Origin of the sequence: Listeria floridensis FSL S10-1187, assembly GCF_000525875.1 — a bacterium.
GTDB lineage: Bacteria > Bacillota > Bacilli > Lactobacillales > Listeriaceae > Listeria > Listeria floridensis.
Genome location: NZ_AODF01000014.1, coordinates 65061 through 91496, shown reverse-complemented (window position 1 = coordinate 91496; position 26436 = coordinate 65061). Strand labels below are relative to the sequence as shown.

General features: G+C 40.4%; 20 protein-coding genes and 2 pseudogenes. 4 read left to right on the top strand and 18 right to left on the bottom strand.

The genetic code is table 11. The features are described 5' to 3' along the window. Window positions 1-6: 6 nt before the first annotated feature. The 8 genes and pseudogenes from coaD to cyoE all read right to left on the bottom strand — a co-directional run bounded on the left by coaD (window position 7) and on the right by cyoE (window position 5581). A complete protein-coding gene (gene coaD, locus MFLO_RS06830; protein WP_036097229.1) occupies window positions 7-495 on the bottom strand; it encodes a pantetheine-phosphate adenylyltransferase in 489 nt (162 codons plus the stop codon). A 4-nt stretch (window positions 496-499) separates the two neighbouring features. Continuing rightward, on the bottom strand, window positions 500-1054 hold the full coding sequence (gene rsmD, locus MFLO_RS06825; RefSeq protein WP_036097228.1) for a 16S rRNA (guanine(966)-N(2))-methyltransferase RsmD: 555 nt from the start codon (window positions 1052-1054) through the stop codon (window positions 500-502). A gap of 63 nt (window positions 1055-1117) precedes the next feature. Further along, window positions 1118-1399, bottom strand: a complete 282-nt coding sequence (locus MFLO_RS06820; protein ID WP_036097227.1) for a YlbG family protein — start codon at window positions 1397-1399, stop codon at window positions 1118-1120. 42 nt (window positions 1400-1441) lie between these two features. Further along, window positions 1442-1888: a YlbF/YmcA family competence regulator gene (locus MFLO_RS06815; protein ID WP_036097226.1), complete on the bottom strand. Its 447-nt coding sequence runs from the start codon at window positions 1886-1888 to the stop codon at window positions 1442-1444. Between the two features lie 63 nt (window positions 1889-1951). Further along, a pseudogene (locus MFLO_RS06810) lies at window positions 1952-3011 on the bottom strand (CAP domain-containing protein). Between the two features lie 91 nt (window positions 3012-3102). After that, a complete protein-coding gene (locus MFLO_RS15365; RefSeq protein WP_149022990.1) occupies window positions 3103-3480 on the bottom strand; it encodes a hypothetical protein in 378 nt (125 codons plus the stop codon). Beyond that, complete coding sequence (locus MFLO_RS06805; RefSeq protein WP_149022989.1) at window positions 3407-4543, bottom strand: tetratricopeptide repeat protein; 1137 nt, start codon at window positions 4541-4543, stop codon at window positions 3407-3409. The genes MFLO_RS15365 and MFLO_RS06805 overlap by 74 nt, the downstream gene beginning before the upstream one ends. 162 nt (window positions 4544-4705) lie before the next feature. Then, a complete protein-coding gene (cyoE, locus tag MFLO_RS06800; protein WP_420912519.1) occupies window positions 4706-5581 on the bottom strand; it encodes a heme o synthase in 876 nt (291 codons plus the stop codon). Window positions 5582-5925: 344 nt separating this feature from the next. Here cyoE and MFLO_RS06795 point away from each other — a divergent pair, with 344 nt between their 5' ends. Continuing rightward, window positions 5926-6843, top strand: a complete 918-nt coding sequence (locus tag MFLO_RS06795) for a COX15/CtaA family protein (protein ID WP_036097224.1) — start codon at window positions 5926-5928, stop codon at window positions 6841-6843. Between the two features lie 107 nt (window positions 6844-6950). Here MFLO_RS06795 and MFLO_RS06790 read toward each other — a convergent pair whose 3' ends face one another. The 4 genes and pseudogenes from MFLO_RS06790 to MFLO_RS06775 all read right to left on the bottom strand — a co-directional run bounded on the left by MFLO_RS06790 (window position 6951) and on the right by MFLO_RS06775 (window position 17655). Further along, the gene (locus MFLO_RS06790; protein ID WP_036097223.1) at window positions 6951-15353 is read right to left on the bottom strand and encodes an Ig-like domain-containing protein; all 8403 of its coding nucleotides are present in this window, start codon (window positions 15351-15353) and stop codon (window positions 6951-6953) included. Between the two features lie 172 nt (window positions 15354-15525). Then, window positions 15526-16168, bottom strand: a pseudogene (locus tag MFLO_RS06785) (MOSC domain-containing protein). 79 nt (window positions 16169-16247) lie between these two features. Continuing rightward, window positions 16248-17063 carry a TPM domain-containing protein gene (locus MFLO_RS06780; protein ID WP_036097222.1) on the bottom strand — a complete coding sequence of 272 codons (816 nt, stop codon included), beginning with the start codon at window positions 17061-17063 and terminating at the stop codon, window positions 16248-16250. 25 nt (window positions 17064-17088) lie between these two features. After that, a complete protein-coding gene (locus MFLO_RS06775) occupies window positions 17089-17655 on the bottom strand; it encodes a LemA family protein (RefSeq protein WP_036097221.1) in 567 nt (188 codons plus the stop codon). A gap of 148 nt (window positions 17656-17803) precedes the next feature. On the opposite strand from MFLO_RS06775, the gene MFLO_RS15570 reads away from it, so the two are divergent. Beyond that, window positions 17804-17962, top strand: coding sequence for a hypothetical protein (locus MFLO_RS15570; RefSeq protein ID WP_156065841.1), 159 nt, complete (start codon window positions 17804-17806; stop codon window positions 17960-17962). Between the two features lie 114 nt (window positions 17963-18076). Here the strand turns inward: MFLO_RS15570 and MFLO_RS06770 are convergent, their stop codons facing one another. The 3 genes from MFLO_RS06770 to groES all read right to left on the bottom strand — a co-directional run bounded on the left by MFLO_RS06770 (window position 18077) and on the right by groES (window position 20743). After that, window positions 18077-18523, bottom strand: coding sequence for a hypothetical protein (locus MFLO_RS06770; protein WP_036097220.1), 447 nt, complete (start codon window positions 18521-18523; stop codon window positions 18077-18079). A 261-nt stretch (window positions 18524-18784) separates the two neighbouring features. Continuing rightward, window positions 18785-20413, bottom strand: coding sequence for a chaperonin GroEL (groL, locus tag MFLO_RS06765; protein WP_036097219.1), 1629 nt, complete (start codon window positions 20411-20413; stop codon window positions 18785-18787). Window positions 20414-20458: 45 nt separating this feature from the next. Further along, window positions 20459-20743 carry a co-chaperone GroES gene (gene groES, locus MFLO_RS06760; protein ID WP_036097218.1) on the bottom strand — a complete coding sequence of 95 codons (285 nt, stop codon included), beginning with the start codon at window positions 20741-20743 and terminating at the stop codon, window positions 20459-20461. A 217-nt stretch (window positions 20744-20960) separates the two neighbouring features. Here groES and MFLO_RS06755 point away from each other — a divergent pair, with 217 nt between their 5' ends. Together MFLO_RS06755 and MFLO_RS06750 are read left to right on the top strand one after the other, a co-directional pair. Next, window positions 20961-21644 (top strand): CPBP family intramembrane glutamic endopeptidase, encoded by a 684-nt coding sequence (locus tag MFLO_RS06755; RefSeq protein WP_036097217.1) that lies wholly within the window; start codon window positions 20961-20963, stop codon window positions 21642-21644. Between the two features lie 4 nt (window positions 21645-21648). Next, window positions 21649-21849 carry a DUF4305 domain-containing protein gene (locus MFLO_RS06750; RefSeq protein ID WP_036097216.1) on the top strand — a complete coding sequence of 67 codons (201 nt, stop codon included), beginning with the start codon at window positions 21649-21651 and terminating at the stop codon, window positions 21847-21849. A gap of 45 nt (window positions 21850-21894) precedes the next feature. On the opposite strand, the gene glmS is transcribed toward MFLO_RS06750, so the two are convergent. The 3 genes from glmS to glmM all read right to left on the bottom strand — a co-directional run bounded on the left by glmS (window position 21895) and on the right by glmM (window position 26389). After that, a complete protein-coding gene (gene glmS / locus MFLO_RS06745; RefSeq protein ID WP_036097215.1) occupies window positions 21895-23703 on the bottom strand; it encodes a glutamine--fructose-6-phosphate transaminase (isomerizing) in 1809 nt (602 codons plus the stop codon). Between the two features lie 385 nt (window positions 23704-24088). After that, window positions 24089-24973: a hypothetical protein gene (locus MFLO_RS06740; protein ID WP_036097214.1), complete on the bottom strand. Its 885-nt coding sequence runs from the start codon at window positions 24971-24973 to the stop codon at window positions 24089-24091. 63 nt (window positions 24974-25036) lie between these two features. Further along, complete coding sequence (gene glmM / locus MFLO_RS06735; protein WP_036097213.1) at window positions 25037-26389, bottom strand: phosphoglucosamine mutase; 1353 nt, start codon at window positions 26387-26389, stop codon at window positions 25037-25039. Window positions 26390-26436 lie beyond the last annotated feature (47 nt).

Sequence of the window (26436 nt, the reverse complement as noted above, 5' to 3'; positions counted from 1 at the left end):
TGTTTTTTATTCCTTGTGATATTTTGCTTTCAGCGCCCGGTCAACTACAGCAGGCACAAGTTCTGTAACATTGCCGCCATAACTTGCCACTTCTCGAACGATACTTGAACTCAAAAAGGAATAATTAGGACTGGTCATCATGAAGAAGGTTTCAAGTTCCGGATCCAGCGTCCGGTTCATTGCTGCAATTTGCAGTTCATATTCGAAATCACTGACCGCCCTCAATCCTCGAATGACCGCATGAGCCGATTTTTCCTTTGCATAATCGACCAGAAGTCCTGCTGAGCTTTCAACAAGTACATTCGGAAGATGGTCTGTTGCTTCTTTAATAAGCTCCATCCGTTCAGTTAGACTAAACAGCGGCTTTTTACTGGAATTGTTCAACACCGAAATATATAAAATATCAAAAGTCTTAGCTGCTCGCTCGATAATATTCAGATGTCCATTTGTAATCGGATCAAACGTTCCCGGATAAACTGCGATTTTATCTTTCATTTTTTCACACCCCATACTGATAGATTGATAACACTGTGATTCCATAAACAGCTTGCTTGATCTGCTTATATCCCGACATGTCTGAGGCGATCTCTGCCTCCTTATCGTGTTCGCAAACAACAACTGCCCCGCTGGAAAGAAGCTCAAGTTCAGCTAGTTCAGTCATAAGCTGTTCAATTTGTTGTTTTTTATAGGGCGGGTCGAGAAAAACAAGATCAAATTGATGTTCATTTTTATGTAAAAGTTTTAACGCCTTTTTAGCTTCATTTCTAAAAATCTGTGCCTCAGTTTCGAAATGTGTCGCCCGAATATTTTCATTAACTGTTTTAATCGCAGCACCTGCTTGATCAATAAATACAGCACTCTTAGCGCCGCGGCTTAATGCTTCGATACCAAGCCCTCCACTTCCAGCAAACAGGTCGAGTACACGTTCGCCGTCAAAGTAAGGTCCAATAATCGAAAATAGTGCTTCTTTAATTTTGTCAGTTGTCGGACGAGTATTTTTTCCAGGAACAGCTTTTAAACTATGTCCCTTGCGTGATCCAGCAATCACTCTCATAATTTATTTTCCTCCCAAGATGAACGGAAGGCAGCGCCGCATAAAACAGCACTGCCCCCATTTTTAAATACTGATTTGAACATCTTCATTTTTATGTTCGTACATCATTTCTTTTTTCGACTCATATTCTGTTTTTAAAAATGGTCGAAAAGAAGGTTCAACGCGCTTTACATAATTAAAACGCGATAGTTTCGCAGAAATCTCATCAATGTCGCACATATCGCAATAAAGCACGGCATATTTTAACTTGCGCGAAACGTAATGCACATTGCCAAACCGCTTCAGCGATCTGACTTGCTTCAAATGATTCAGCCAAACCACAACAGCTTGTCTATCATTTTCCATCTTTTTTTCTCCTTTATTCTGGAAGAAACACTTGCTTAATTTCTAAGCTGAACAGCCACAACTTCCTCCGCTACCGCATCCGCCTGTTGAGCATCCCGATTTCTGTTCAAAAAACGGATTTCCCGTAGGAACTTTAATGTTCGGCGACACGGCTCCAGCAAGCAACATACTGATTTCATCAAGCAACGACTGCAAGTCAGTTTCTGCACGACGAAATTCAGCAATGTGTTCATCCATATCTAATTCGCGTTTAAGAGCACGCGTTTTTCGTGTTACTTCTTTGTAATCAGGATGGTATCTGCCAAAACGCTCCACTTCTTCAAATGCTTCTTTTATCTTTGTAAAAGCATGAATTCTCGCTTGTGTTTCTGAATTTTGCAAGGCTTTCCGCTTGGCGCAATAACGCTTTGCTTCGTCCGATTCCAAAATCAAGGCAGACAGTTCATCTGATAAGTCAAGAAGTGCTAAACTTTCCATCGTAGCAAACAAACTGATCCCTCCAAACTTTTCTTAATACCCATTCATTATAACATGAAGTCTAACAAGCGTCTTTTATTTTGTAATAAAATTTTGCGTGTAATACTTTTGAAACGTACCTTCACCCATATACGTATAGCTTTGTTCAAGTAAATTTTTTCGATGTCCAGGCGAGTTTAACCATCCTTCGACCGCTGCACCGGCATCAATATAGTTATAAGCGATATTTTCACCAGCTTTTGTATATTTTACATTCGCACGTGAAAGTCTATCGCTAAGCGACCCGTATGTTGGCGAATCGTGACTAAAATATTGATTGTTCGCCATATCCACACTATGACCGTAAGCCACTTTTGCTACGTCAACATCATTTGCAACCGGCTCTGCATCGTAACGCTCACGGATTACATTCGTGATTTCAAGCACTTCGATATCGCTCGCCTTATCCACCTCATGCCATAGATCAGCTGACACATTCTCTTCATAAATCTCGCCTTGATAATTCAGTTCATAAGGGTGCATTTTGATGAACGATAGTTTATTTAAATAGCGAACACTTACAAGCTTACCGTCAATTTTATCGAAGTTAAGCTGCGCATAGACGCCGCTTCCAAGGCTCACAACCGGACGCACATTTAAATCATTTTCGGAAAGCTCAAATCGGTAAAAGTTGTTTTGATAATTAAACGCAATATCAGATTGAAGTTTGGCATTCGTAAACACTTTTTCTACAGACATTCCAATTTTATACGGATTTAAGTTGAGATCTTGACCAAGTGCATAAATCGTTTCCACTTTATTTTTTCGAACGCCAACGAGCATGTAGCTTGTATTCGGCTGGTTATACACATAGTTTTCAAAACCATAAGGCGTTTTATCGATCCGAATCGGATCACCGAATTTTGCTTTCACTTTGCTGATGTCCTGATTGATAAACGTCCCTAAATGATCATCATTCGCCGGAAGTTTTTCACTTGTTTCATTCGTTTTTTTTTGCTTCCGAAGATAAATTCGTCTGCTCAATTTTATCTTGCGCTTCATTTTTTTCAACCGAAGTTTCAAAAAATAAATCCGTATTGTAGCCGATGAATAGACAAATCACAAGCAGCACCAATACCCTAAATACAAATTTCACACCGCGCCCTCCTTGGCTGGTTGGTTTCCTCCTATTGTAGCGGTTTTCGGGTTGAAATGCCACCCTGTCTGCTCACAAAACCGCATTTCCTTTAGTAAATTTCGGTATACTTGCCATCTGAAATAATATGTGGAAGCATGCCTTCCATGGTCAGCTTATCTTTTGGATCATCTGACCAGTTATCACCATAAATTTGACTAACCTGATTATTTTTTATCAGTATGACTAAACTAAACTGCTGATTTTTCTGCGTCAAATAAGCGTGCTCGCCATTTTCGAGCGTGAGCATTTGATAAAAGCGCATGTTCATAAAATCAGCGCGGTTAGCTGTGTCCTTCATTTTTTCTTGAAAAATACTTACGTAATTAGGTGCGATGTAACCCGCTAGCTGTTTACTAGTTGGGCTCCCCGTTTGGTAAAGCGCTCGTATCGCTTCGATTTGCTGAAACTCCTTTAAAAAAAAGCGCATTATCCGATTCACTCGGTACGCGGCGACGCGATTCTTCAGTGGACGCTGTTTCTCCTGCTATTGTAGCCTTCGAGACTTGTTGCTGTCTTACCGTCGTTATCCGCTGTTCTTGCCGCACTTCTTTTGCATATTGAAGCACCGTTCCTGCAACCCTGACCCCAGCAGGAATCAAAAGCCCAATTAAAAGCACAATTGCGATCGGCAGTCTAACATAGCGGTTCTGCCGATCTTGAATCCCCATTTTCCCAGGTTCATCCGTTTTTGAAATAATTGCCGCAATGATAATCACGAGCGGAACAACTAACATCAGCACTGAAGTGTATCCAATATAGCGAAGCAAAACCAAAAAGACAACCGCATACAAGATGACAAATCCGGCCGTAACCGGAATCGGAATTCGATGTGTCAAAAGACGAGTTCGTTCATAAATCGACCAAAACGGATTTTTCGTGAGCTGCATTTTTGCAGCAAGCGCCTGATAATCTGGATTCTCCGGATCAATCACACACAGTTTTCTCGCAAATTCGCGTGCAGCTTCAAAATCACCGCGTGCATAACTGATATCGGCAAAATAAACTAAGTTTGCTTCAAACATCGGCTCACGCGCAAGCGCCAAGTTTTGTAAGGCTAAAATTTGCTTGTCGCGCGGGTCAATTTGAAATAAGTAAAAAGCGAGCCTACCCATATAATCAATCCGCTCAGGTGCATACTTAAGCGCTTCCTGATAGAGCGCCGCTTTCTCGCGGTAGCTGCCCGCATGATGCTCCGCAAGAGCCGCGTAGAATTCTGCTGCCGTATAATCAAGCAAAAGCCCGGCTCGCGCTAGCTCGGTCACTCGTCGATGATTGCCTCTTGCCACATAAATTTCGATACCCACTTGATAACTCTCTAAAATATTTTGATTATAGGAAAGTGCCAGTTCAATGTTGCGACTTGCTTCATCCAAGTCTTGGCAAATCCAATCCATGTACGCTAAACAAAGATAGCCGGCAAAGTGAGACGGATTTTCAAGCACCATATTACGGCTTTCCAGTCTTGCTTCGGCTATTTTTTTTACTTTCAACCAATTGTTTCATTCTTTCAAAGCTTGCTACTTTCATAACATCCACTCCGATATATTTTCTCTATTTTCACTATAGCATTTGAAAAAAAGAAAACGGTGAGGAAAAGTTCAAGATTCTTTAAAGAAAAAAACGAGTCTCGTATATGAGACTCGTTCCAGTTATTAAATAAAAATCGAAAGGACAATCATCGCTACAAAAAGAATCGTCATGTAGTTTAGGGAATAGATAAACATCCATGTTGCCCATTTTAAATCATCTTTCATCTTGAAACCATACAGACTAAGCGCAAGCCAGCCTAAATTCAAAATTGTCGCTAAAACGACGAAGACAATCCCCAGTTCCATCATGAAAAATGGTAATATCGTAAGCAGTGCTACCCAAATCAGCATGCTGATCTTCGTGCGCGCCACTCCTTTAATCACTGGAAGCATCGGGATACCAGCTCGACCGTATTCCCCTGCGCGTCGAATCGCAATTGCATAAAAATGCGGCGGCTGCCAGCAAAACATGACTAAAAATAACATCAACGGCATAATGCTGAATGTCGGATCTACTGCAAACCAACCGATCAGCGGTGGTACAGCCCCTGAGAAACTACCAATTACAGTGTTGCTGACAAGTTTTCGCTTCGCATACATGGAATAGATTACTACATATAAAAACACCCCAGAAAGACCCAGAACACCTGCTTGCCATGTTGTCATAAAGAGCATTGTTGTTCCGATTGCAAGCAAAATTACAGCTACTAGAAGCGCCTTTCCGCCAGAAATCTTCCCAGTCATTGTTGGTCGATTTTTCGTCCGCTCCATTTTTCCATCAATATCGCGGTCAATCACATTGTTAAATGCGCCAGATGCCCCAACAACCAGTGCAGAACCAGCAATAGTAAAGAAAATCGTATCTAAATTCTGCATAAATGAAATACCATTTAATTGAAAAGCCAACCACATTCCTGTGAAAGCCGTAATCGTATTTGAATTAACAATTCCCACTTTAATTAGTTCTGTAAAATCTTTTACAGTAAACTTACTGACCACTTCCCCTTTTTGCCATGCGCTAGTCTCCTCGAGTCTGCTCAAAACATTTCCCCCTTAATCAGCCTATCACTTTTGCTGCCTGCTTGTTCTCTTCTCTATTATGTGAAAAAGTTGCATCATTTGTCAACCAATCGGCTTCACACATTTCGGGTAAATAATGACCAGATATTGATTCACCATAAATATAGTTTGTGAATTTATTATCATTCGTGCTTTATGACATTGTGAAAACCGCATAAAAACGCGCTTCTTTACTTCTTATATAAAACACGCTACAATTAAAATGATGTGATTACATAACAAAAAAGGATAATGATTTTCATCTAAAGGAGAGATTGGGAAACATGAATAAATTCTTAAAAGTCTGGTCCGTACTTACAATTCTGGCCATGACCTTTGTTGTTTTTGGAGGCGCTCTCGTTACAAAAACCGGGTCAGCTGACGGTTGCGGAAATTCCTGGCCACTTTGTAATGGACAACTCGTGAGACTAACAGATGTTACACCTGAAAAACTGATTGAAGTGGCTCACCGGATGACTACCGGATTAGCTTCCATTTTTGTCGTTGTACTTGCTATTTTGGCGTGGATTAAGATTAAAGATCGCCGTGAAACTAAACCGCTTGCGATCATTTCAGTTGTCTTTTTAGTCTTGCAAGCTTTCATGGGCGCCGCAGCCGTAATTTGGGGACAAAATCCATACATTATGGCACTTCATTTTGGCATCTCGATTATTTGCTACTCAGCGATCGTTTTACTCGCCTTATTAATATTTGAAGTCGATCGCAAGTTTGATGCTAGAAATTTGGTTATGGGAACAAAACTGCGGCTGAATATTTATTTTCTAACAATATACACCTATCTAACCGTATATACCGGAGCACTTGTACGGCATGAAAAAGCAAGCCTAGCGGTTCCTGTCTGGCCGTTTGAGTCTGGCAAATTTATTTGGCCTACCGATGTTCAAGATTACGTCCAGTACTTTCACAGGCTCGCAGCTGTGATACTCGTCATCTGGATATTATATGTCACTTGGCTTGTTTTCCGCGATTATAGGCACTACCGCGTGTTGACATACGGAATGGTTTTAGCAATCATCCTTGTTGTCATCCAAGCAGTGACTGGGATTCTATCCGTGTATACAGAAGTCAACCTCTATATTGCGCTTTTCCACAGTTTAATTATTACGATTCTGTTTGCGCTGTTCTGCTACCTCTGCATGCTCGGCGGAAGAAGCAAGAAAAATCGATTGCGGATTCGTTAATTCCAGTTCAATATCAACCCTGCAACTAGTTGCAGGGTTTTTTTATATCCAAATAAAAACAAGCCAAGGTTAAACAACCTTGACTTGTCTTTTTAAGATGTCACTTCTTAATTTTGAATATCAATAGTTTGACGAGTAATAAAGTGGCTATCCTGAATATAAAGTTGAACTTTATCTGTCGATAAGATACCTGCTGCACTTGCAGAGAAAGTACCGCCAGAAAGAGTAGCAAGACGTTTTACAGTTCCGTTAACAACAAGTTGAATACGCGCTACATCAGAACCATAAGTTCCTGTAATTGTTGAGTCTCCAAATGTATATGGATTTGCTGTACTTGCAAAGTCAAGCGATCCATTAGGTGTAACAGTCTTACGAACTTGAATCGTGTTCGTAGAATCAACACCAATTACTTCATAAAGCGCACCGTCATCTTTAATTTGTGCATAAGCCTCTGGGAAAGTATATTTTCCAGTACCGTCAACATTACGGTTAACGACTAGAGCACCATCTTTATAAAGGCGAACGGCTGTAATATCTTTGCCATATGTTCCTGTTAAAGCATCTTGACCAATCTTATATTCATCTACAGTTAGAGAATAATCTTTTGGCACAATAACAGTAACATTTTTGCTAGCTTGTTCTTGAGCACTACTGTCCACACCGACTACTTTTACAATATCTGATCCAGATGTAATATACGTATCAGCATTCGGAAATGTGTAAGTTCCGTTGTTCAATTGAGCTTGAGCTTTTTCTTCACCATTCACTACTAGACGAACTCCGGCAATATCTGCACCGTATGTTCCAGTGATTGTTTTAGTTCCGAGCTCATAAGAAGCAGGAGCTGTTAAGCTGTAATCTTTTGGAATGCTTACAACATTAACTGTTACGCTTGCTTGTTCAGCAGATTGTTGGTCAACACCCACAACCCGAACTACATCAGTATCTGCCTTGATGTATTGTGCAGCATTTGGAATTGAGTAATTTCCATTACCATCCAATTGAGCTTGTGTCACTGCAACACCATTTACTTCTAGACGAACTCTTGTGATATCATCACCATATGTTCCAGATAGCGATGTTGAACTTCCAATTGTATATGGATTTTCATTAACTGTTAACGCATAATCTAGTTGCTCATCCACAGTAACTTGGATGCGTGCTTTTTCGGCAAACTTGTCATCTACACCAACGATTTCAACTAAATCACCAGCTTTGATTCTAGAACCGATATTCGGGAACGTATAGTTTCCGTTTCCATCTAGTTGAGCTTGCGTTACAACTACACCGTTGATGAAGATACGAACGCGGGCAATATCTGCACCATATGTCCCAGTAAGGTCAGCTTGATTCAAACGATAAGAATCTGCAGTCAGACTGTAGTCATACGGACGTTGAATTGTAATTGTTTGACTTGCTTGTTGTACAAATTGATTATCTACACCAACTACTTCAACTTTATCAGTATCCGCTTTGATATATTGAGCCGCATTTGGAATTGTATAGTTTCCATTACCATCCAATTGGGCTTGCGTTACTACTGTACCATTAACAACTAAACGTACTTGAGTTAAATCTTCACCATATTTACCAGAAATAGTTGTCGAAGTTCCAATTGTATATGGATTTGGAGTAGCTGTTAACGAATAATCCAAGTTTTCATTTACATTTACTGGAATACGAGCTTTTTCTGCAAAGCTGCTATCTATTCCGACAACTTCAACTTTATCCCCTGCTTTAATATATGATGCTACGTTAGGGAATGTATAGTTGCCATTGCCATCTAGCTCTGCTTGACGAACAATTTGATCATTAACTACTAAACGCACATAAGCAATGTCTTTACCGTAATTCCCAGTTAAGTTTGCTTGATTTAATTTGTAAGGATCAGCTGTCAAGCTGTAATCATAGTTGATGCTTCCTTGAACATTAACAGGCACTTCTGCTTGTTGAGCAAATGCACTATCCACACCGACCACTTTTACTACATCTGTATTGGATTTAATGAAGTTAGCTGCATTCGGGAACGTATAATTTCCAGCGCCGTCAGTTTGCGCTTGTGCTACAGTTTCCCCATTAACAATTAGGCGTACACGTGAAATGTCATCACCGTAGGTTCCGGTTAACGCAGTTGATGTGCCAATTAGATAAGGGTTTTGATTCACAGTAAGTGAATAATCACGGTTATCTTCAACTGTAACTGGGATACGAGCTTGTTCTTGATAACGACTATCTACACCTACAACTTCTACTTTATCCCCTGGTTGGATATACGATGCAACATTAGGGAATTTGTAGTTGCCATTGCCATCTGTTTCTGCCTGACGAACAATTGCTCCATTGACAACAAGACGCACTTTGTAAATGTCTTTTCCGTATGTTCCTGTCAGATCAGCTTGGTTTAACTCGTAACGGTCTGCAGTTAAACTATAATCATAGTTAATGGCACCTTGAACATTTACCGGTGCTTCAGCACGTTGAGCAAACGTACTATCTACACCTACAACTTTTACTACATCACTGCTTGAAGTAATATACTGTGCTGCATTTGGGAATGTATAGTTTCCAGCACCATCAGTTTGCGCTTGTGCTACAACAGTACCATTGACAAATAGACGTACACGAGATAAGTCTTTTCCATAGGTTCCTGTTAAAGCAGTTGATGTGCCAATAATATATGGGTTTTGGTTTACAGTAAGTTTGTAATCCAAATCATCTTCCACATTTACTGGGATACGAGCTTTTTCTGCATAACGACTATCTACACCCACAACTTCTACTGTATCACCCGGTTGGATGAATGATGCTACGTTAGGGAATGTATAGTTGCCATTGCCATCTGTTTCTGCTTGACGAACGATTGTACCATTCACAACAAGACGTACTTTGTAAATGTCTTTTCCGTATGTCCCTGTCAAGTTTGCTTGGTTTAATTTGTAAGGATCAGCTGTCAAGCTATAGTCATAATTAATACCGCCTTGAACCGTAACTGGTTTTTCAGCGCGTTGAATATATTGACTGTCTACACCTACAACTTTAACAGTATCTGTACTTGATGTAATGAACTGAGCTGCATTTGGGAATGTATAGTTACCGTTACTATCAGTTGTTGCTTGTGCAACAACCGCACCATTTACAAATAAACGTACTTTAGATAAATCTTTTCCATAGGTTCCAGTTAAGGCTGTTGATGTTCCAATAACATAAGGATTTTGGTTAACAGTCAAGCTATAGTCCATCACGTCAGTACCGATAACAGTCACTGGTTTACGATTACGTTCTACATATTGACTATCTACACCTACAACTTCAACAACATCAGATTTTTTCGTAATAAAACTATCCACATTATTAAATGTGTAGTTTCCATTTCCATCTGTTGTTGCCTGTGCGACAACCGCACCATTTACCCATAGACGTACTTTCGAAATATCTTTTCCATATGTTCCAGAAATAGTTTTACCGCCAATTGTGTAGTTTGCAGGAGCTGTTAGGCTATAATCTTTAAGATCTTGGCCAACTACTGGTACTGTTAAGCGATTACGTTCTACATATTGACTATCTACACCAACGACTTGTACTACATCAGTTGTTTTAGTAACGAAGTTGTTCACGTTGTTGAACGTATAGTTTCCATTTCCGTCAGTTGTTGCTTGTGCGACAACTGTTCCATTTACCCATAGACGTACTTTCGAAATATCTTTTCCGTATGTTCCAGAGATTGTTCCATTGCCAATTGTATAACTAGCTGGAGCTGTCAAGCTGTAATCTTTCACAACTTCACCAGTAACAGGAATCGATTTTCTGTTTTGTTCCACAAAGCTACTATCAAGGGCAAGAACTTCTACAACATCCGAATTCTTCGTAATGAAGCTGCTGATGTTATTGAAGACATAGTTGCCGTTTCCATCTAATGTTGCTTGTGATACAACAGTTCCATTTACAGAAAGACGAACATAAGCAACATCTTTACCATAAGTTCCTGCAATTGAACTTGTGCCGATCGTATAGCTTGCAGGTACAGTCAAGCTGTAATCTTTCACTGGAGACGCTTGAACAATTGTGCTTACAGAAGTTGAAGTTTTACCATTTAATGATGCAGTAGCTTCAATTGTAGTTCCGGCTTTTTGAGGTGAAATTGTAATTGAGTAGTTGCCTGAACTATCTGCTGTCCCAGTATAAACAAGAGCTGATCCATCTGCTTGTGGAATGCGAAGTGTAACTGTTGCATTCGGTACAGCAGTACCAGTTACCTTGTTATCTGTATCCATAACTGTGTTGATCGTAGGTGGTGCAAGCGGATTCGATGTAACTACTTGCATAGCTGGAGAACTTACGTTACCAGCTGCATCCGTTGCAGTTGCAGTTACAGTAGTACCTGCAGTTTGTTTAGGAATTGTAATTGTATAGGCTCCATTTGCACCTGCAGTTCCTTGTGCAATTTGATTCCCATTCGCATAAATTTTAACAATAGCTCCTGCTTCTGTTTGACCAGTTACAGAAGTTTGATCATCATTGATTGCACCAAGAGTAATAGTTGGCGCAGTTTTATCAACAACTGTTGTTTGAGCTGTTCCACTTGTTTTGTTTCCAAGAGTTGCTTGAGCTTGGATAACAGTTCCTGCTGGTTGTTTAGCAATTGGAATCGAGTAATTTCCGTTTGCATCAGCAACACCGCTATAAACTAGCGAACCGCCGCCTGCTTGTGGAATTGTAATAATAACCGTTGCGCCTGGTTCTGTTTTACCAGTTACAACTGTATCTTGATCCGTTACTTCATTGATCGTTGGTGTTGGAAGAGCTGTTCCAGTAACTGTAGCGAAACCTCTCTCACTTGTATTGCCAGCTGCATCAGTCGCAGTTGCACTCATGATTGTTCCTTCTACTTGTTTAGGAATTGTCATAGAGTAGCTTCCGTTTGACCCAGCTGTTGTTTGACCAACTCGTACGCCGTTTGCATAAATTGTAACTGTGCTAAGTGGTTCTGCTTGACCACTAATTGTAGTATCTTGATCTGTGATCGGATTAATTGTTGGTGCATCTGGAGGTGTCACATCGACAACCGTTGTGCTTGCATTTGGTGAAGTTAATCCGTTTAGAGCTGCGCTAGCTTGAATAACCGTGCCAGCCGCTTGTTTAGGAATTGTAATGCTGTAATTTCCACTTGAATCAGCAGTTCCAGTATATGTTAGATAACCGCCGCCTGCTTGTGGAATACGAAGCGTTACAGTTGCATTTGGTTCTGTTTTACCTGTTACGACTGTATCTTGATCTGTTACTCGATTAATCGTTGGTGCATCAAGAGCTGTACGGATAACCGTTGTATTTGCAGTTGGTGATGTTTTACCATCTTTTGCTGCAGATACTTCGATCACAGTTCCTGCCACCTGTTTAGGAATCGTAATGCTGTAATTTCCATTAGAATCAGCAGTTCCATCAAATGTCAAGTAACCGCCGCCTGTTTGTGGAATACGAAGTGTTACGTTCGCATTTGGTTCTGTTTTACCTGTTACAACGGTATCTTGATCTGTAACTTGGTTAATCGTTGGTGTTGGAAGAGCTGTTCCAATTACTGTTGTGTTTGCAGTTGGCGATGTTTTACCATCTTTAGCTGCAGATACTTCAATAATTTGGCCTTCTTTTTGTTTTGGAATTGCAATTGCATAATTTCCGCTTGCATCAGCAGTTCCTGTGTAAGTTAAGTATCCACCGCTTGTTTGCGGGATACGAAGCGTTACGCTTGCATTTGGTTCTGTTTTACCAGTCACAAGAGTATCTTGATCTGTTACTTGGTTAATCGTTGGTGTTGGTAAAGTTGTACCAATAACCGTTGTGTTTGCAGTTGGTGATGTTTTACCATCTTTTTGTGCATACACTTCAATTACTGTACCTTCTGCTTGTTTCGGAATCGTAATGCTGTAGTTACCGTTTGAGTCAGCAGTTCCATTAAATGTTAAGTAACCGCCGCCTGTTTGCGGAATACGAAGCGTTACGCTTGCATTAGGTTCTGTTTTACCTGTTACGACTGTATCTTGATCCGTTACAGAGTTAATCGTTGGTGTTGGTAAAGCTGTGCCAATTACTGTTGTGTTTGCAGTTGGCGATGTTTTACCATCTTTAGCTGCTGACACTTCAATGATTTGACCTTCTTTTTGTTTCGGAATCGTAATCGAATAGTTACCATTTGAATCTGCTGTTCCAGTGTAATTGAGGTAACCGCCGCCTGCTTGCGGGATACGAAGCGTTACATTTGCATTTGGTTCTGTTTTACCTGTTACAACCGTATCTTGATCCGTTACTTGATTGATCGTTGGTGTTGGTAAAGTTGTGCCAATAACCGTTGTGTTTGCAGTTGGTGATGTTTTACCATCTTTTTGTGCATACACTTCAATTACTGTACCTTCTTTTTGTTTCGAAATGGAGATAGCATAGTTGCCATTTGAATCTGCTGTTCCAGTCCAAGTAAGAGTCGAACCGTCTGTTTGCGGAATACGTAGTGTTACGCTCGCATTTGGCTCTGTTTTACCTGTTACTAGAGTATCTTGATCCGTTACTGTGTTAATCGTTGGTGTTGGTAGAGCTGTTCCAACAACCGTTGTATTTGCAGTTGGTGATGTTTTACCATCTTTTTGTGCATATACTTCAATTACTGTTCCTGCTACTTGTTTTGGAATAATAATTGAATAGTTGCCATTTGAATCAGCTGTGCCTGTATAAGTAGCACCAGTCGATGGGATACGAAGCGTTACGCTCGCATTTGGTTCTGTTTTACCAGTCACAATTGTATCTTGGTCTGTTACAGTGTTAATCGTTGGTGTTCCAAGAGCTGTTCCAGTAACAATTGTGCTAGCTGGTCCACTGACATTACCTGCAGCATCAGTAGCAGTTGCAGTGATTTGAGTACCCGCTACCTGTTTCGGAATTGTAATACTATAGTTGCCGCTTGAGTTAGCAGGTCCACGACCAATTTCAACACCATTTACTTTCAAAATAACCGTTGAATTTGGTTCAGCCGTACCCGTTACAATTGTATCTTGATCTGTTACCGAGTTGATCGTTGGTGCATTTGGTGCAGTTTTATCAACAACAACCGCTGATGAAGTACCACTAGTTTTTCCATTTAGAGTAGCTTGCGCTGTGATAACCGTTCCTGCTACTTGTTTTGGAATTGTAATAGAGTAATTTCCACTTGAATTAGCCGTACCCACATATTGAGCACCGTTAATTGTCAGTGTAACAGTTGCATAAGGATCAGCAACACCCGTTACAATCGTATCTTGATCAGAAACTGGTTGATTGATTGTAGGAGTCTTAATTGCCGCACCTTGAACCACCGTTGAAGCCGGTTGGCTGACATTTCCAGCAGCATCGCGTGATGTTGCAGAAATAACTGTACCCATTGTTTGTCTTGGAACAGTAATTGAGTAACTACCTGAACTATTTGCATAGCCGCTTCCGATTACTGAGCCATTTACTTTAAGCTCAACATAGGAGTTAGCTTCTGCCGTACCTGTTACAATCGTATCTGTATCCCATACAGCGTTGATTGTCGGTGCATTTGGAGGCGTTTCATCCACAACGACAGTATTTACTCTCTTACTATGGTAAGTGGAGTCATTTGGAACCGAGATCACATAATCAGCATAGACAACAGATCCTGCTGGTTGTCTTGGAATTCCAATGCTGTAGTTACCATTAGCATCTGCTGTTCCCGATCCAATTTGTTGTTGTTGTGAATTATAGATGTAAACTGTTGATCCAGCCATTGCAGTACCTGTAGCTACTGTGTCTGTATCTCTAATCTTGTTAATCGTTGGATCTGGCAAAACAACGGCTCCGTTGTTATCCAATTCAAAGATATACGCTGCTTTTAAGCGAACTGACCATGAAGGGATTGCTGTTCCTTCAACCTTTTTAAAAGCTATAATATATCCATGTGGATTAATTCCTTCAACAAGATTATTTACTTTCACATCAAATTTCATGATGTTATTTGTATTCAATGACACTATGTCCGTTGCACTCCATTTCGAAGGATTGTATTCATTTAGTGTTAGTGCAGGTTGTGTCTGTGCTTGACCAGCTAAATTATTGAAATAGAAACCTGAAGCACTTGACCCACCAGGCATCGGCATCCACTGCACGCCATAGTTTGCTGATACGTTAGCATCAACAACATACATTACTCGATATTTTTTCCCAACTTGAATATTAGTTGTAGTACGAGGAAAACCAATATTAAACCGAGCAATAGATTTAGTAGCCGTATAATCTAAAGTTTTTAAGCTACTGTTGTACTGTGAATATGCATCTGATTGAGCAGATTGGAACATATTCGCTTGCGCCTGTGTCATTGCCCCTTGAGGAACAATATAAGATGCTGCTTCCGACTCTTTGTCTGGAACAACATTCTTCCCGAGAAATGTTCCGGTCACAGTACTAGAAAAGATCGCTGCTGCTGCTGCAATTTTAAGAATCTTGCTAGCAAGCCGTTTCTGTTTTCTTCCCATAGTTGTTTGTCTCCTTTTTTTATATTCATAAGTAAGAGATTGCCAGCTCTCCACTTACATTAAAATTGTACATGATAAATTTTCTCTCGAACTAGCCCATGGGGTAGTTCAAATTGATATTTTTTGACAAAAAAAAAGAACATAATCATTTGGGAAAAAAAGTCAGCTAAACTTAGAGCCTAGCTGACTTTTGCATCACTTCATCTCGATACCTTTTTGAGAGTGCTTTCACCTCTTAAAATTTTAGAAAATTCAGCATTTCCGCCTTTTTTGTGAAGTACCATCATGTGGCAATATTCCACCGTCACGTGATGCGGCTCACTCTCAAGCAGAACAATTGAATCCCCTGTTTTGATCTCCCCTTCACGAATCGTTCGGCATAAAAAACCTGTATAGCCAGTACGCCTTACTTCCTGATACAGTTCCGGCATTCTGTTATACTTTGCGATCGTAGAACAAGGATTACGAGCTTCTGTTATTTGAATTACAGCAGTTCCAATCTGAAAAATATCCCCAATAGCGACATCTCGCTCTAGCATTCCTGAGGCTGTAATATTTTCTCCAAAAGCACTTTCAAGCAGTTTCTCGCCAAACTTTTCCTCAAAATAGAGATAATGTTCCGCCGGAAAAACACAAACCGTACGATCAGGTCCACCATGATACTTCATATTAAAAGGACCATCACCCAAAAAGCCGTCAAAAGTCAGTTTGGCCGCCACCACGCTTTGCTTTTCGATCCCTGTCATCATTTTTTTATTATTGGAAAGTTCTAGGTCCTTAGGTTTTCCTATCCCCAAATGTTCCACCTTTGCCAATTTGATCCCCTCCTCATCGCGCTTAGCTCCGTTATCTAAATTCCAAAAAGGAGACCAGCTCCTGCCAGTCTCCTCATTTCTAGAACCCGCGTCCGGCTCCGCCTCCGCCAGATGATCCACCTCCGCCGAAGCCCGAAAAACCTCCGCCTGACGAGCCACCTGATGAACCTCCGCCAAAACCTCCGCCGATAAACGGTCCAAAACCGCCTCCGCCACCTCTTCCGCGATTTCGACCATTTCCGCCTTTACCGCCAAAAAAGATCGAAAGCACAATTACCGCGATCACAATCCCAACAATACCTTTTGTATCAAGACCGCTACCCCCGCTATTTGACTGAGCGGCTTCCATTTCATCCGTATAATTCTTGAAAATGGTTTTATCTTGATACTCATATTCCTTGTTTACCTTAAGCGCCACTTCCGAAAAAATATTTGCCAGACCTTGATTAAAATCATCATCCTTTAAATAAGAAAGATTGTGATCTAAAATCTCGCCTGACGTTCCATCCGTGACCGCGCCTTCAAGGCCATAACCAACTTCAATCCGAATTTCGCGCTCTTTCGTTGACATCAGAATCAAGATTCCATTATTATCGTTTTTTGAGCCGATTTTCCATTTATTAAACAGCTGGTTAGCATAGTCTTCCTTTGAAAGCCCATCGAAGCTTTTCACCGTCGCAAGTACAATTTGCGGCTTTTCCTTTTGCTTTTGATAGGCATAGTTCACCGAAATCACCATGTCTTTTGTCCGCTTATCAAGTATCCCCGCACCGTCTGACACATAAAATTCCTTCGTCGGACTTGGCAAACTGACCGCCTGAGCGATACTAGGTAGCATGATGAAGCTTAACAAAAATAAAATCAAAAAACTAAAAACAGGGGTTCTTTTTTTCATAGTTGACCGCCTCATTTACCTAGAATTAATCAAAGTTAACCTCAGGAGCTTTGTCCGCGCCTTCAACCGCTTTGAAATAAGGTTTCGTATCAAACCCAAGCATGCCGGCTACAAAACTTGTCGGTGCACTTTTTACTTTCGTATTATAGGCTTGAACCTCCGTATTATATTTATCACGTTCCACTGAAATCCGGTTTTCCGTTCCCGAAAGTTCATCCATAAGCCGTGTTACATTTGCACTTGATTTTAAGTCTGGATAATTTTCAACCGTTGCAATCAAACGAGTTACCGCTTGATCCATTTGTCCAGCCGCTTTAATTTGTTCACTTTGCGAACTTGCCTTAGAAACCGCAGCACGCGCATCCGCAATTTGGCCAAACACTTCTTTTTCTTGTTTCATATCACCTTTCACTGCATTCACTAAGTTCGGAATGAGATCATATCGGCGTTGTAATTTACTTTCGACATTTGCCCACTGCGCATCAACCGCATTTTCCTTTTTGTTTAAAGAATTATACGTTGACACAAACGGAATCCCAATGATCAGTAAAACGACCGCGATTCCAATAATGACTTTCCAAGAATTCTTCATAAGCTTGCTCCTTTTTCAATGTTATAGTGTTCATTATAGCAAGAAATCCATTCATTTTCCTACATCTACAGGTGGATTTTCCAAGCTTTCACAAAAATATTGCAACATGAGCTCATTTGCCGCATAATAAAACCGAAAGGATGATTTTATGCAAGAAGCCGTGATATTAACTATTCTCATTGTGATCGGACTAATCTTCCTTGTGATTGAATACCATTACAATGCCCGGAAGAAACTGCGCTACATGAAAGCTAATCAACTAACCAAACAAGCGCTGCGAGACAAAATTGAAATTTATGAGGATTAAAGAAGCTGGAAAGTTAAACTTTTCCAGCTTCTTCATATGTATAACACATCAAAATTATCCAACACAAGAATAACCTTTTCTTTCATCTTTGAACGATTAGGTCTTTGCCTTTTACTAGTTATCAGATTGATTTCTTGTCGCTTCATCTATATGAAACATAATTCCTTTTTCCGCCAATTCCTGTATGAGTTTTAAGGAATGAGATAAAACTGATCTTTGCCCTTTATGAAGAGAACCCAACTCATAAGCTGATATATATAAATTAGCAACTTGAGGAATTATCTTCACATCATAAGCTTTAACCTTTTTCCCTAAAAATAAATATAGGGTAGTTATTAGTAAATCTTTTTTTAATTCATTATTAATAAATGGAATCAGATTTTTACATATAAAAGCTGGCCAACCGTCTACTTTCGCCTTACATCTATTTTTACCAAGAATTGAAAACACTTTTGTTTCTGTAATTACTCTCCTCCCGTTTTCAATCAATAATACCTCTATTTCTATATCCGCAATTTCAACTTTAACTCTTCCGCTAACCCTTTTAAGTTCATTTTCCATTGATATCCTCCTGAGGTTTAGTATTGCCAAAATCCGAGTGAACACATTTATTATAAAATATCATAATCATTCATTATTTTCGAATATACTGAACAATATATCTAACATTGTGTAATATTAACAATATACCTGCTTTCAAATCACTAACAAAAAAGATGTAGGAGAATTTGTTTTCTCCTACATCTTTTTTACTAATATTAAAACTACATATATGTGTATCAAATCCGCTTTCTAGATCAAAAAACAGTAAATGGACATTTATTACATCATGCCGCCCATTCCACCCATACCGCCCATATCAGGCGCAGGAGCCGCATTTTCTTCCGGTTTATCAGCTACAACTGCTTCCGTTGTAAGAAGAAGTGCCGCTACAGAAGATGCATTTTGAAGAGCTGAACGCGTTACTTTCGTTGGATCAACAATCCCTGCATCGATCATGTTCACCCATTCGCCGTTCGCAGCATTGAAACCAATACCAACCGCTTCATTTTTAAGACGTTCTACAATCACAGAACCTTCAAGCCCTGCATTATGAGCAATTTGACGAACTGGTGCTTCAAGCGAACGAAGAACAATTCTAATCCCAGTTTCTTCATCACCAGTTGCTTCAATTTCAGCCACTTTATTATAAACATTCACAAGTGCTGTACCTCCGCCGGATACGATTCCTTCTTCAACAGCAGCACGAGTGGAGTTAAGTGCATCTTCAATCCGAAGTTTGCGTTCTTTCAGTTCTGTTTCAGTAGCTGCCCCAACTTTAACAACCGCTACACCGCCAGCAAGTTTCGCCAAGCGTTCTTGGAGTTTCTCTTTATCAAACTCAGAAGTTGTTTCTTCCATTTGCGCACGAATTTGGTTGACACGAGCAGCAATTTGATCAGAGTCTCCAGCACCTTCAACAATCGTTGTATCATCTTTCGTTACAACAACCTTTTGAGCCGTACCTAATTGATCCATTGTAGCCGTTTTAAGATCAAGACCAAGATCTTCCGTAATCACTTGTGCCCCTGTCAAAATACTGATATCTTCAAGCATCGCTTTACGACGATCGCCAAATCCTGGTGCTTTGACAGCCACAACATTAAACGTACCACGTAGTTTGTTTAGTACAAGAGTCGCTTGCGCTTCACCGTCAACATCTTCAGCAATAATAAGAAGCGGACGACCTTGTTGAACCACTTGTTCTAGAAGCGGCAAAATTTCTTGAATGTTTGAGATTTTTTTATCAGTAATTAAAATATAAGGTTTTTCGAGAACTGCTTCCATTTTATCTGAATCAGTAACCATGTACGGGCTTGTATAGCCACGGTCGAATTGCATACCTTCTACAACATCAAGCTCAGTGGAGAAGCCTTTTGATTCTTCAATCGTAATAACACCATCATTACCAACACGTTCCATTGCTTCCGCAATCAATTTGCCGACTTCCTCATCCCCCGATGAAATCGCCGCTACCTGTGCAATTGATTCCTTTCCTTCGATTGGTTTTGAAATAGCTTTCAGTTCTTCAATTGCTTGAGCTACCGCTTTTTCAATTCCTCGACGAATTCCAACAGGATTTGCACCCGCTGTCACATTTTTCAAACCTTCTTGAATCATTGCTTGTGCTAATACCGTTGCTGTTGTTGTTCCATCACCAGCAATATCATTTGTTTTCGAGGCAACTTCTGAGACAAGTTTTGCCCCCATATTTTCAAAAGCGTCTTCTAGCTCAATTTCTTTTGCAATCGTTACACCATCATTTGTAATCAGAGGTGATCCGAATTTCTTTTCAAGAACAACATTACGGCCTTTTGGACCAAGCGTTACTTTTACAGCATCAGCTAATTGGTCAACTCCACGAAGCATTGCGCGACGTGCATCTTCACTAAATTTAATATCTTTTGACATAATTTATTTCCCTCCGTTTATTCCATTCATTTCTATTTTCTTATTTTATTTAACAACTGCTAAAATATCATTTTCACGAATGATCAAAAGATCTTGTCCGTCGAAAGTGACTTCCGTTCCCGAATACTTGGAGAAAATAATATGATCTCCTTCAGCCACTTCAAGAGGTTCTTTCGTACCGTTATCAAGAACACGACCTGTTCCAACAGCAACAACCTTACCTTCTTGTGGTTTTTCCTTTGCCGAGTCAGGCAGAACAATTCCGCTGGCAGTTTTTTCTTCTGCTTCAAGTACTTCAATAACAACGCGATCTCCTAATGGTTTTAACAATGTAAATAACCTCCTCTAAATAAGTGTTTCATCTTTTAGCACTCTCTTAGACCGAGTGCTAACACAATTCTTATATTAGTCAAAAAAGGTTAAAAATGCAAGCAGAAAGAACTTTAATTTCAAAAAAAAATTTACTCTTAGTTATTTGCAAAAGTAGCCTATTTATGAGTACAATGGAAAAGAAAATTTCGCATTTAATATAGAAAGGAGCGATTTTTTGCCTAAACGCTATCTGACGATTATTTTCGCATATTTCATCTTGCTCTTTTCTGGAGCGATCGGCGCACCTATCGTACAAAGTATTTTAAAAGCTTTGACAAATTATTCAAGTGAAGCAGCCGGATCTCTTGCTGTCGTGATTTGGACAATCTTCTCCAATCTTTTGACGCTGTTCATTATTTGGCTTGTTCTTCGTAAACAGCCCGAACAAAACAAAATTGTCTTTGGAGAAAAAACCAGTTTAGGTAAGAGCTTACTGTGGTCCGTACTCGGGTTTGTCATTTTGATAGCCGCCCAGTACCTGTCTTTTTTCATCATCGCACTGTTTGTCGGTATGCCTAGCGGCTCTGAAAACACCGAAAGCCTATTAAATTATGCTAAAAGCGCACCGATTTTCCTATTCTTCATCGGCATCACCGGTCCGATACTCGAAGAACTCGTCTTTCGGAAAGTGATCTACGGCGGACTTGCCAACATGACAAACATCCATGTAGCAGCTGTCATCAGCTCATTCATCTTTGCACTACTTCACGGCGACATCAGCTACCTCTTGGCTTATTTTGTAATCGGGCTCGTGCTTTGCTATTTATATACGAAAACAAAACGTATTATCGTGCCAATGGGAGCGCACATTCTGATGAACTGTTTCGTTCTCATCCTTGGCTTTGTCACTGGGGGGTAACAAAATGAATCGTCGCTTTCTAACACAAGGATTACTGTATTTCATACTGGGCATTGTGTTTGTCTTTTTTGCAATCCAAGAGGTAAACCGATCTGGCTGGGGAATCTTCGCATATATCATCATCGCCATGGCAGCAATCGACTTCGTAACAGCCTTCCGAATGTTCTATCAAGGCTTGCGCAAAAATCAAACACCAAGCGAATAAAAAAGGCTTTTGGAGTTTCCCTCCAAAAGCCTTTTCTTTTTGTTTCTATTCAACCGTTACACTTTTTGCCAAGTTCCTAGGTTTATCCACGTCACAATCACGGTGTAACGCCGCATAATAAGCAAGTAGCTGGCAAGGGATCACACTAACAAGTGGTGTTAGCAGTTCATGCACATGCGGAATAACAAGGCGATCTCCCGGTTGTTCTAAACCTTCCATCGCAAAGACACAAGCATTCGCACCGCGCGCAAGCACTTCATTCACATTTCCACGAATATTCCAGTTAATGTTTTCCTGCGTCACAATCGCAAACACAGGCGTTTCGTCTTCAATTAAAGCGATCGTACCATGTTTCAATTCTCCGCTTGCAAAACCCTCCGCTTGAATATACGAAATTTCCTTCAGTTTAAGTGCAGCTTCCATCGCCACAAAGTAATCCACGCTACGACCTAAGAAAAAGGCATTTCGCGAAGTTGCGAGGAATTCACCAGCAATGTGTTCAATCAGTTCTTTACTTGAAACCATCGCTTCCATGGCAGTTGCTGCAATGCCTAGTTCAGCTGACAAATCAATTTCAAACGCTTGCTCGACCCCTTTCGCACGCCCCGCCGCAACAGCCAAAATACTTAAAACAGCCACTTGCGCTGTATAAGCCTTCGTTGATGCCACTGCAATTTCTGGTCCGGCATGGAGGTACATCGATTGATCTGCTTCCCGGTCTAACGTCGACCCAGGAACATTTGTAAGCGTAAGTGTTCGATATCCCATTTCTTTCACTTTCACAAGCACTTGACGGCTATCGGCAGTTTCTCCACTTTGCGTAATAAACATAAAGAGCGGTTTCTCCGAAAGCAACGGAATATTATATCCAAACTCACTTGAAATATGCACTTCTACCGGAATTTTTGCAAAGCGTTCGATCATTGCTTTACCTACATACCCAGCATGACTGCTCGTTCCGCAAGCAATAATATAAATTCGATCTGAATTTAATACTTCATCAAGCACAGCATGATCAACCGCAAGGTCACCCGCTTCATTTTGATACGACTGAATGATACGACGCATTACAGCCGGCTGTTCATCAACTTCTTTCAGCATATAGTGCGGATAAGTGCCTTTTTCAATATCCGATGCGTCAATCGCAGCAGTGAATGGTTCACGTTCAATCATTTCTCCGTCAAGCGTTTCAATTTGGATCGAATCACGGCTCAGAATAACCATCTCTTCATCCGCAATTTCGATAAATTGATCCGTCTCTTTTAAAGCTGCCATTGCATCACTTGCAATAATATTAAAGCTAGAACCTTTTCCAATTAAAAGTGGGCTCTTATTTTTTGCTGCATAAAGCAAATTTGGTTCCTTTTGATCGATCACACAAATTGCATAAGAACCATGCAAAAGTTTAAGCGTTTTTCGAATAGCTTCCTTCGTCTCAAGTCCCTCATTCGATAGCTTTTCAATCAATTGCACAATGACTTCAGTGTCTGTATCACTCTTAAGCGGGACATTTTCCAAATATTCATCCTTAAGCAGCGAATAGTTTTCAATGACACCGTTATGCACAATCACAAAACGACCCGATAAACTTTGATGCGGATGAGCATTTTCTTCACTTGGTTTACCATGAGTTGCCCAGCGCGTATGTCCGATTCCCAGTTCGCCGGAAGCATCAGTTGCAACTTTTTTCCGCAAATCAGCAATGCGGCCTTTTTCTTTTACAACTGTTAGTTCTTCTTTATTTAAAAGTGCAATCCCAGCTGAATCATAGCCGCGGTATTCCAACTTTTCAAGACCGTTCAATAAAATTTCTTTCGCATTTTCCGTTCCAATATATCCTACAATTCCACACATAATAAATAAGCCTCCAATAATAGTCAGACAGACCTCACCAATTTTTGTCTATCACGAGTTTTTTCGTTCCCTTGGAGGTGGTATTCACATGTTTTTCAGCATTCTGTTCGCTTGGTCACCCAAACGGTTTGTAGCTGAAACTTAACGATTGCATGCACAACCGGGAGACTCCCGCCGAATTTTCGATTAATCTCCTCCTCGTCAACTGATTTCGAAATCAAGCCGGATTTTCACCCGCTCATTCATCTAGCACAATCAGTTCTGGCGCTTCTATTTAGTTTTTAGCGATCCTCCTTTTCTATGCTATTCAAGGAAACATAATTAAGTTTACATCAAAATGTATACTCCGTCAAGCATTATCTAGTGCCACATCTGTCAAATTGGTCTATACAAAATATTGTGTAAAAATTCTAGAAAATAAAAAAGTCGGACAAGCTTTTACGCTTTCTTCCCGACTAATTGACAAATACCTGATAGAAAAGCAAAAAAAAGCAATCAACAGATTAATACCGAAGATGCGGTTTTCGCCTGAACCAAGCTGCAAGCTATTTTCAGCAGCATAACGCATCCACTGATCAAACCAAAGGTAATTCGTTGCAAACAACAATCCGATCGCAAGTGTAATCCCAGCTAACAGATAAGAGCCCTTTCGAAAGGATACAAATATAACAAGAGCAAAGATCAGCACACTGAAGCCAGCAAAGACGGCATCAAAATCAGCACTGAAGCGAAAAGCAGTTTCAGATTCTTCTGTCGGATGCCTAAACTCGTTTATAAGCAGAGTGATTGCCCAAATCGTTAGCCCAGCGCTGATTAGTGCGGCAGAGATTGCGCTAAGCCTCCATTTTTTCTTTCTTTTATCTGAAACGTTCAAAAGATCAGCCTCACTGTCTCCTTTTACAAAAAACAATGTCACAAAAACTAGGACAGCAAGAATCAACAGAATCGTATTGGTAAAATTAAATGGAATTCCTTCATATTCTTGCATGAGTTTCCACTGATACATATATACCGAAAATCCTAAGTAAAGAATGAAAAGCGGCAAAATAACCAAAGCCGGTATCTTAAAAGTATTTGTTCGAATCAAGAGTAATCCCGCTGTCAAAAGCAGACAAGCTAAAATTCCAATCACCCAAAAATTCCAAATAAACTCGTAATCCGTGGTATTCATAAAATAGCCGTAAATCGCACTGAAAAAGCTGTAAAATTGTGTAACTGCAAGCATAACAAGTAGGCTCCCCATCCATTTTCCTGTTCGTCCAGTCATCATCTAAAAATCCTTTCTCATATGAAAAATCCCGTTATCACTTTGATAACGGGATTTATTATCAAATTATTTATCCAAGCCCATTTCATCTTGAACAATTACAGCAATCCGACTGCAATATTCTTCTGTATCTTCTTTTGTAGCAGCCTCCACCATAACACGAACGAGAGGTTCCGTTCCAGATGGGCGCACAAGAACTCGACCATTTCCGGCCATTTCTTGTTCAACCGCTTCAATCGCCGCATGTACTTTCGGATTATCCGTCACTGCATTTTTATCCGTCACACGAATGTTCACAAGTTTTTGCGGATACGTCTTCATTTCTGCGGCAAGCTCAGACAATTTCTTCCCAGTTGCCTTCATCACATTCACAAGTTGAATCCCCGAAAGTAGACCATCACCAGTTGTATTATGATCTAAGAAAATAATATGTCCCGATTGCTCGCCACCAAGGTTATAGTTGCCATTACGCATTGCTTCTACCACATAACGGTCACCCACAGCAGTTTGTACGTCTCCGATATTCAAATCTTTCAAGCCCTTATAAAAGCCAAGATTACTCATAACCGTCGAAACTACTGTATTATGCTTCAATTGTCCTTGTTCGCTTAAGTATTTTGCGCAAATAAACATAATTTTATCGCCGTCGACAATTTCACCGTTCTCATCAACTGCAATCACACGATCACCGTCACCATCAAAAGCCAGTCCGACATCTGCATTTTTTTCTTTAACAAATGCAGCAAGCGCTTCCGGGTGTGTGGAACCGACACCATCATTAATATTAAGACCATTTGGCGAAGTACCCATCGAAACTGTTTCAGCTTCCAGATCAGCAAATAAATGTGTAGCAAGACTTGACGTCGCGCCATTTGCACAATCAAGCGCTACAAGATACTCACCGAAATCAGGATCAACAGTTTGTTTCAAGAATTGCAGATATTTCTGTTTACCTTCATAATAGTCGCTTATCGTCCCAAGTCCATCAGCACTTGGACGAGGCAATTCATCTTTTTCCATATCGAGCAATGCTTCAATTTCAAGTTCTTGATCATCAGACAGTTTAAAGCCGTCTGATCCGAAAAATTTAATTCCGTTATCTTGTACGGGATTATGCGAAGCAGAAATCATGACACTTGCTGCAGCTCCCTGAGCCGTTGTCAGATAAGCCACTCCCGGAGTCGAAATAACCCCTAGACGCATGACTTCAATTCCGACAGAGACAAGTCCTGCAATGAGTGCCGATTCAAGCATTTCCCCCGAAATACGAGTATCGCGTGCTACGAGAACGCGCGGATGTTCCCCGACATGTCTTGTAAGCACATAGCCTCCCATTCTACCTAGGCGGAATGCCAGTTCTGGTGATAATTCTTCATTAGCAACTCCGCGAACCCCATCTGTTCCAAAATATTTTCCCATTCTTAACTCTCTCCTTCTATTTAAAGAAACATTTTAAGTCATTTTCA

Bases quoted from the DNA above. Each gene is read 5' to 3' on its own strand.
- MFLO_RS06795 (WP_036097224.1), top strand. From the start codon at position 5,926: ATGAATAAATTCTTAAAAGTCTGGTCCGTACTTACAATTCTGGCCATG.
- MFLO_RS06750 (WP_036097216.1), top strand. From the start codon at position 21,649: ATGAATCGTCGCTTTCTAACACAAGGATTACTGTATTTCATACTGGGC.
- MFLO_RS15570 (WP_156065841.1), top strand. From the start codon at position 17,804: ATGCAAGAAGCCGTGATATTAACTATTCTCATTGTGATCGGACTAATC.
- MFLO_RS06775 (WP_036097221.1), bottom strand. From the start codon at position 17,655: ATGAAGAATTCTTGGAAAGTCATTATTGGAATCGCGGTCGTTTTACTG.
- MFLO_RS06820 (WP_036097227.1), bottom strand. From the start codon at position 1,399: ATGGAAAATGATAGACAAGCTGTTGTGGTTTGGCTGAATCATTTGAAG.
- MFLO_RS06770 (WP_036097220.1), bottom strand. From the start codon at position 18,523: ATGGAAAATGAACTTAAAAGGGTTAGCGGAAGAGTTAAAGTTGAAATT.
- MFLO_RS15365 (WP_149022990.1), bottom strand. From the start codon at position 3,480: ATGCGCTTTTTTTTAAAGGAGTTTCAGCAAATCGAAGCGATACGAGCG.
- MFLO_RS06740 (WP_036097214.1), bottom strand. From the start codon at position 24,973: ATGATGACTGGACGAACAGGAAAATGGATGGGGAGCCTACTTGTTATG.
- MFLO_RS06780 (WP_036097222.1), bottom strand. From the start codon at position 17,063: ATGAAAAAAAGAACCCCTGTTTTTAGTTTTTTGATTTTATTTTTGTTA.
- rsmD (WP_036097228.1), bottom strand. From the start codon at position 1,054: ATGAGAGTGATTGCTGGATCACGCAAGGGACATAGTTTAAAAGCTGTT.
- glmM (WP_036097213.1), bottom strand. From the start codon at position 26,389: ATGGGAAAATATTTTGGAACAGATGGGGTTCGCGGAGTTGCTAATGAA.
- groL (WP_036097219.1), bottom strand. From the start codon at position 20,413: ATGTCAAAAGATATTAAATTTAGTGAAGATGCACGTCGCGCAATGCTT.
- coaD (WP_036097229.1), bottom strand. From the start codon at position 495: ATGAAAGATAAAATCGCAGTTTATCCGGGAACGTTTGATCCGATTACA.
- MFLO_RS06790 (WP_036097223.1), bottom strand. From the start codon at position 15,353: ATGGGAAGAAAACAGAAACGGCTTGCTAGCAAGATTCTTAAAATTGCA.
- glmS (WP_036097215.1), bottom strand. From the start codon at position 23,703: ATGTGTGGAATTGTAGGATATATTGGAACGGAAAATGCGAAAGAAATT.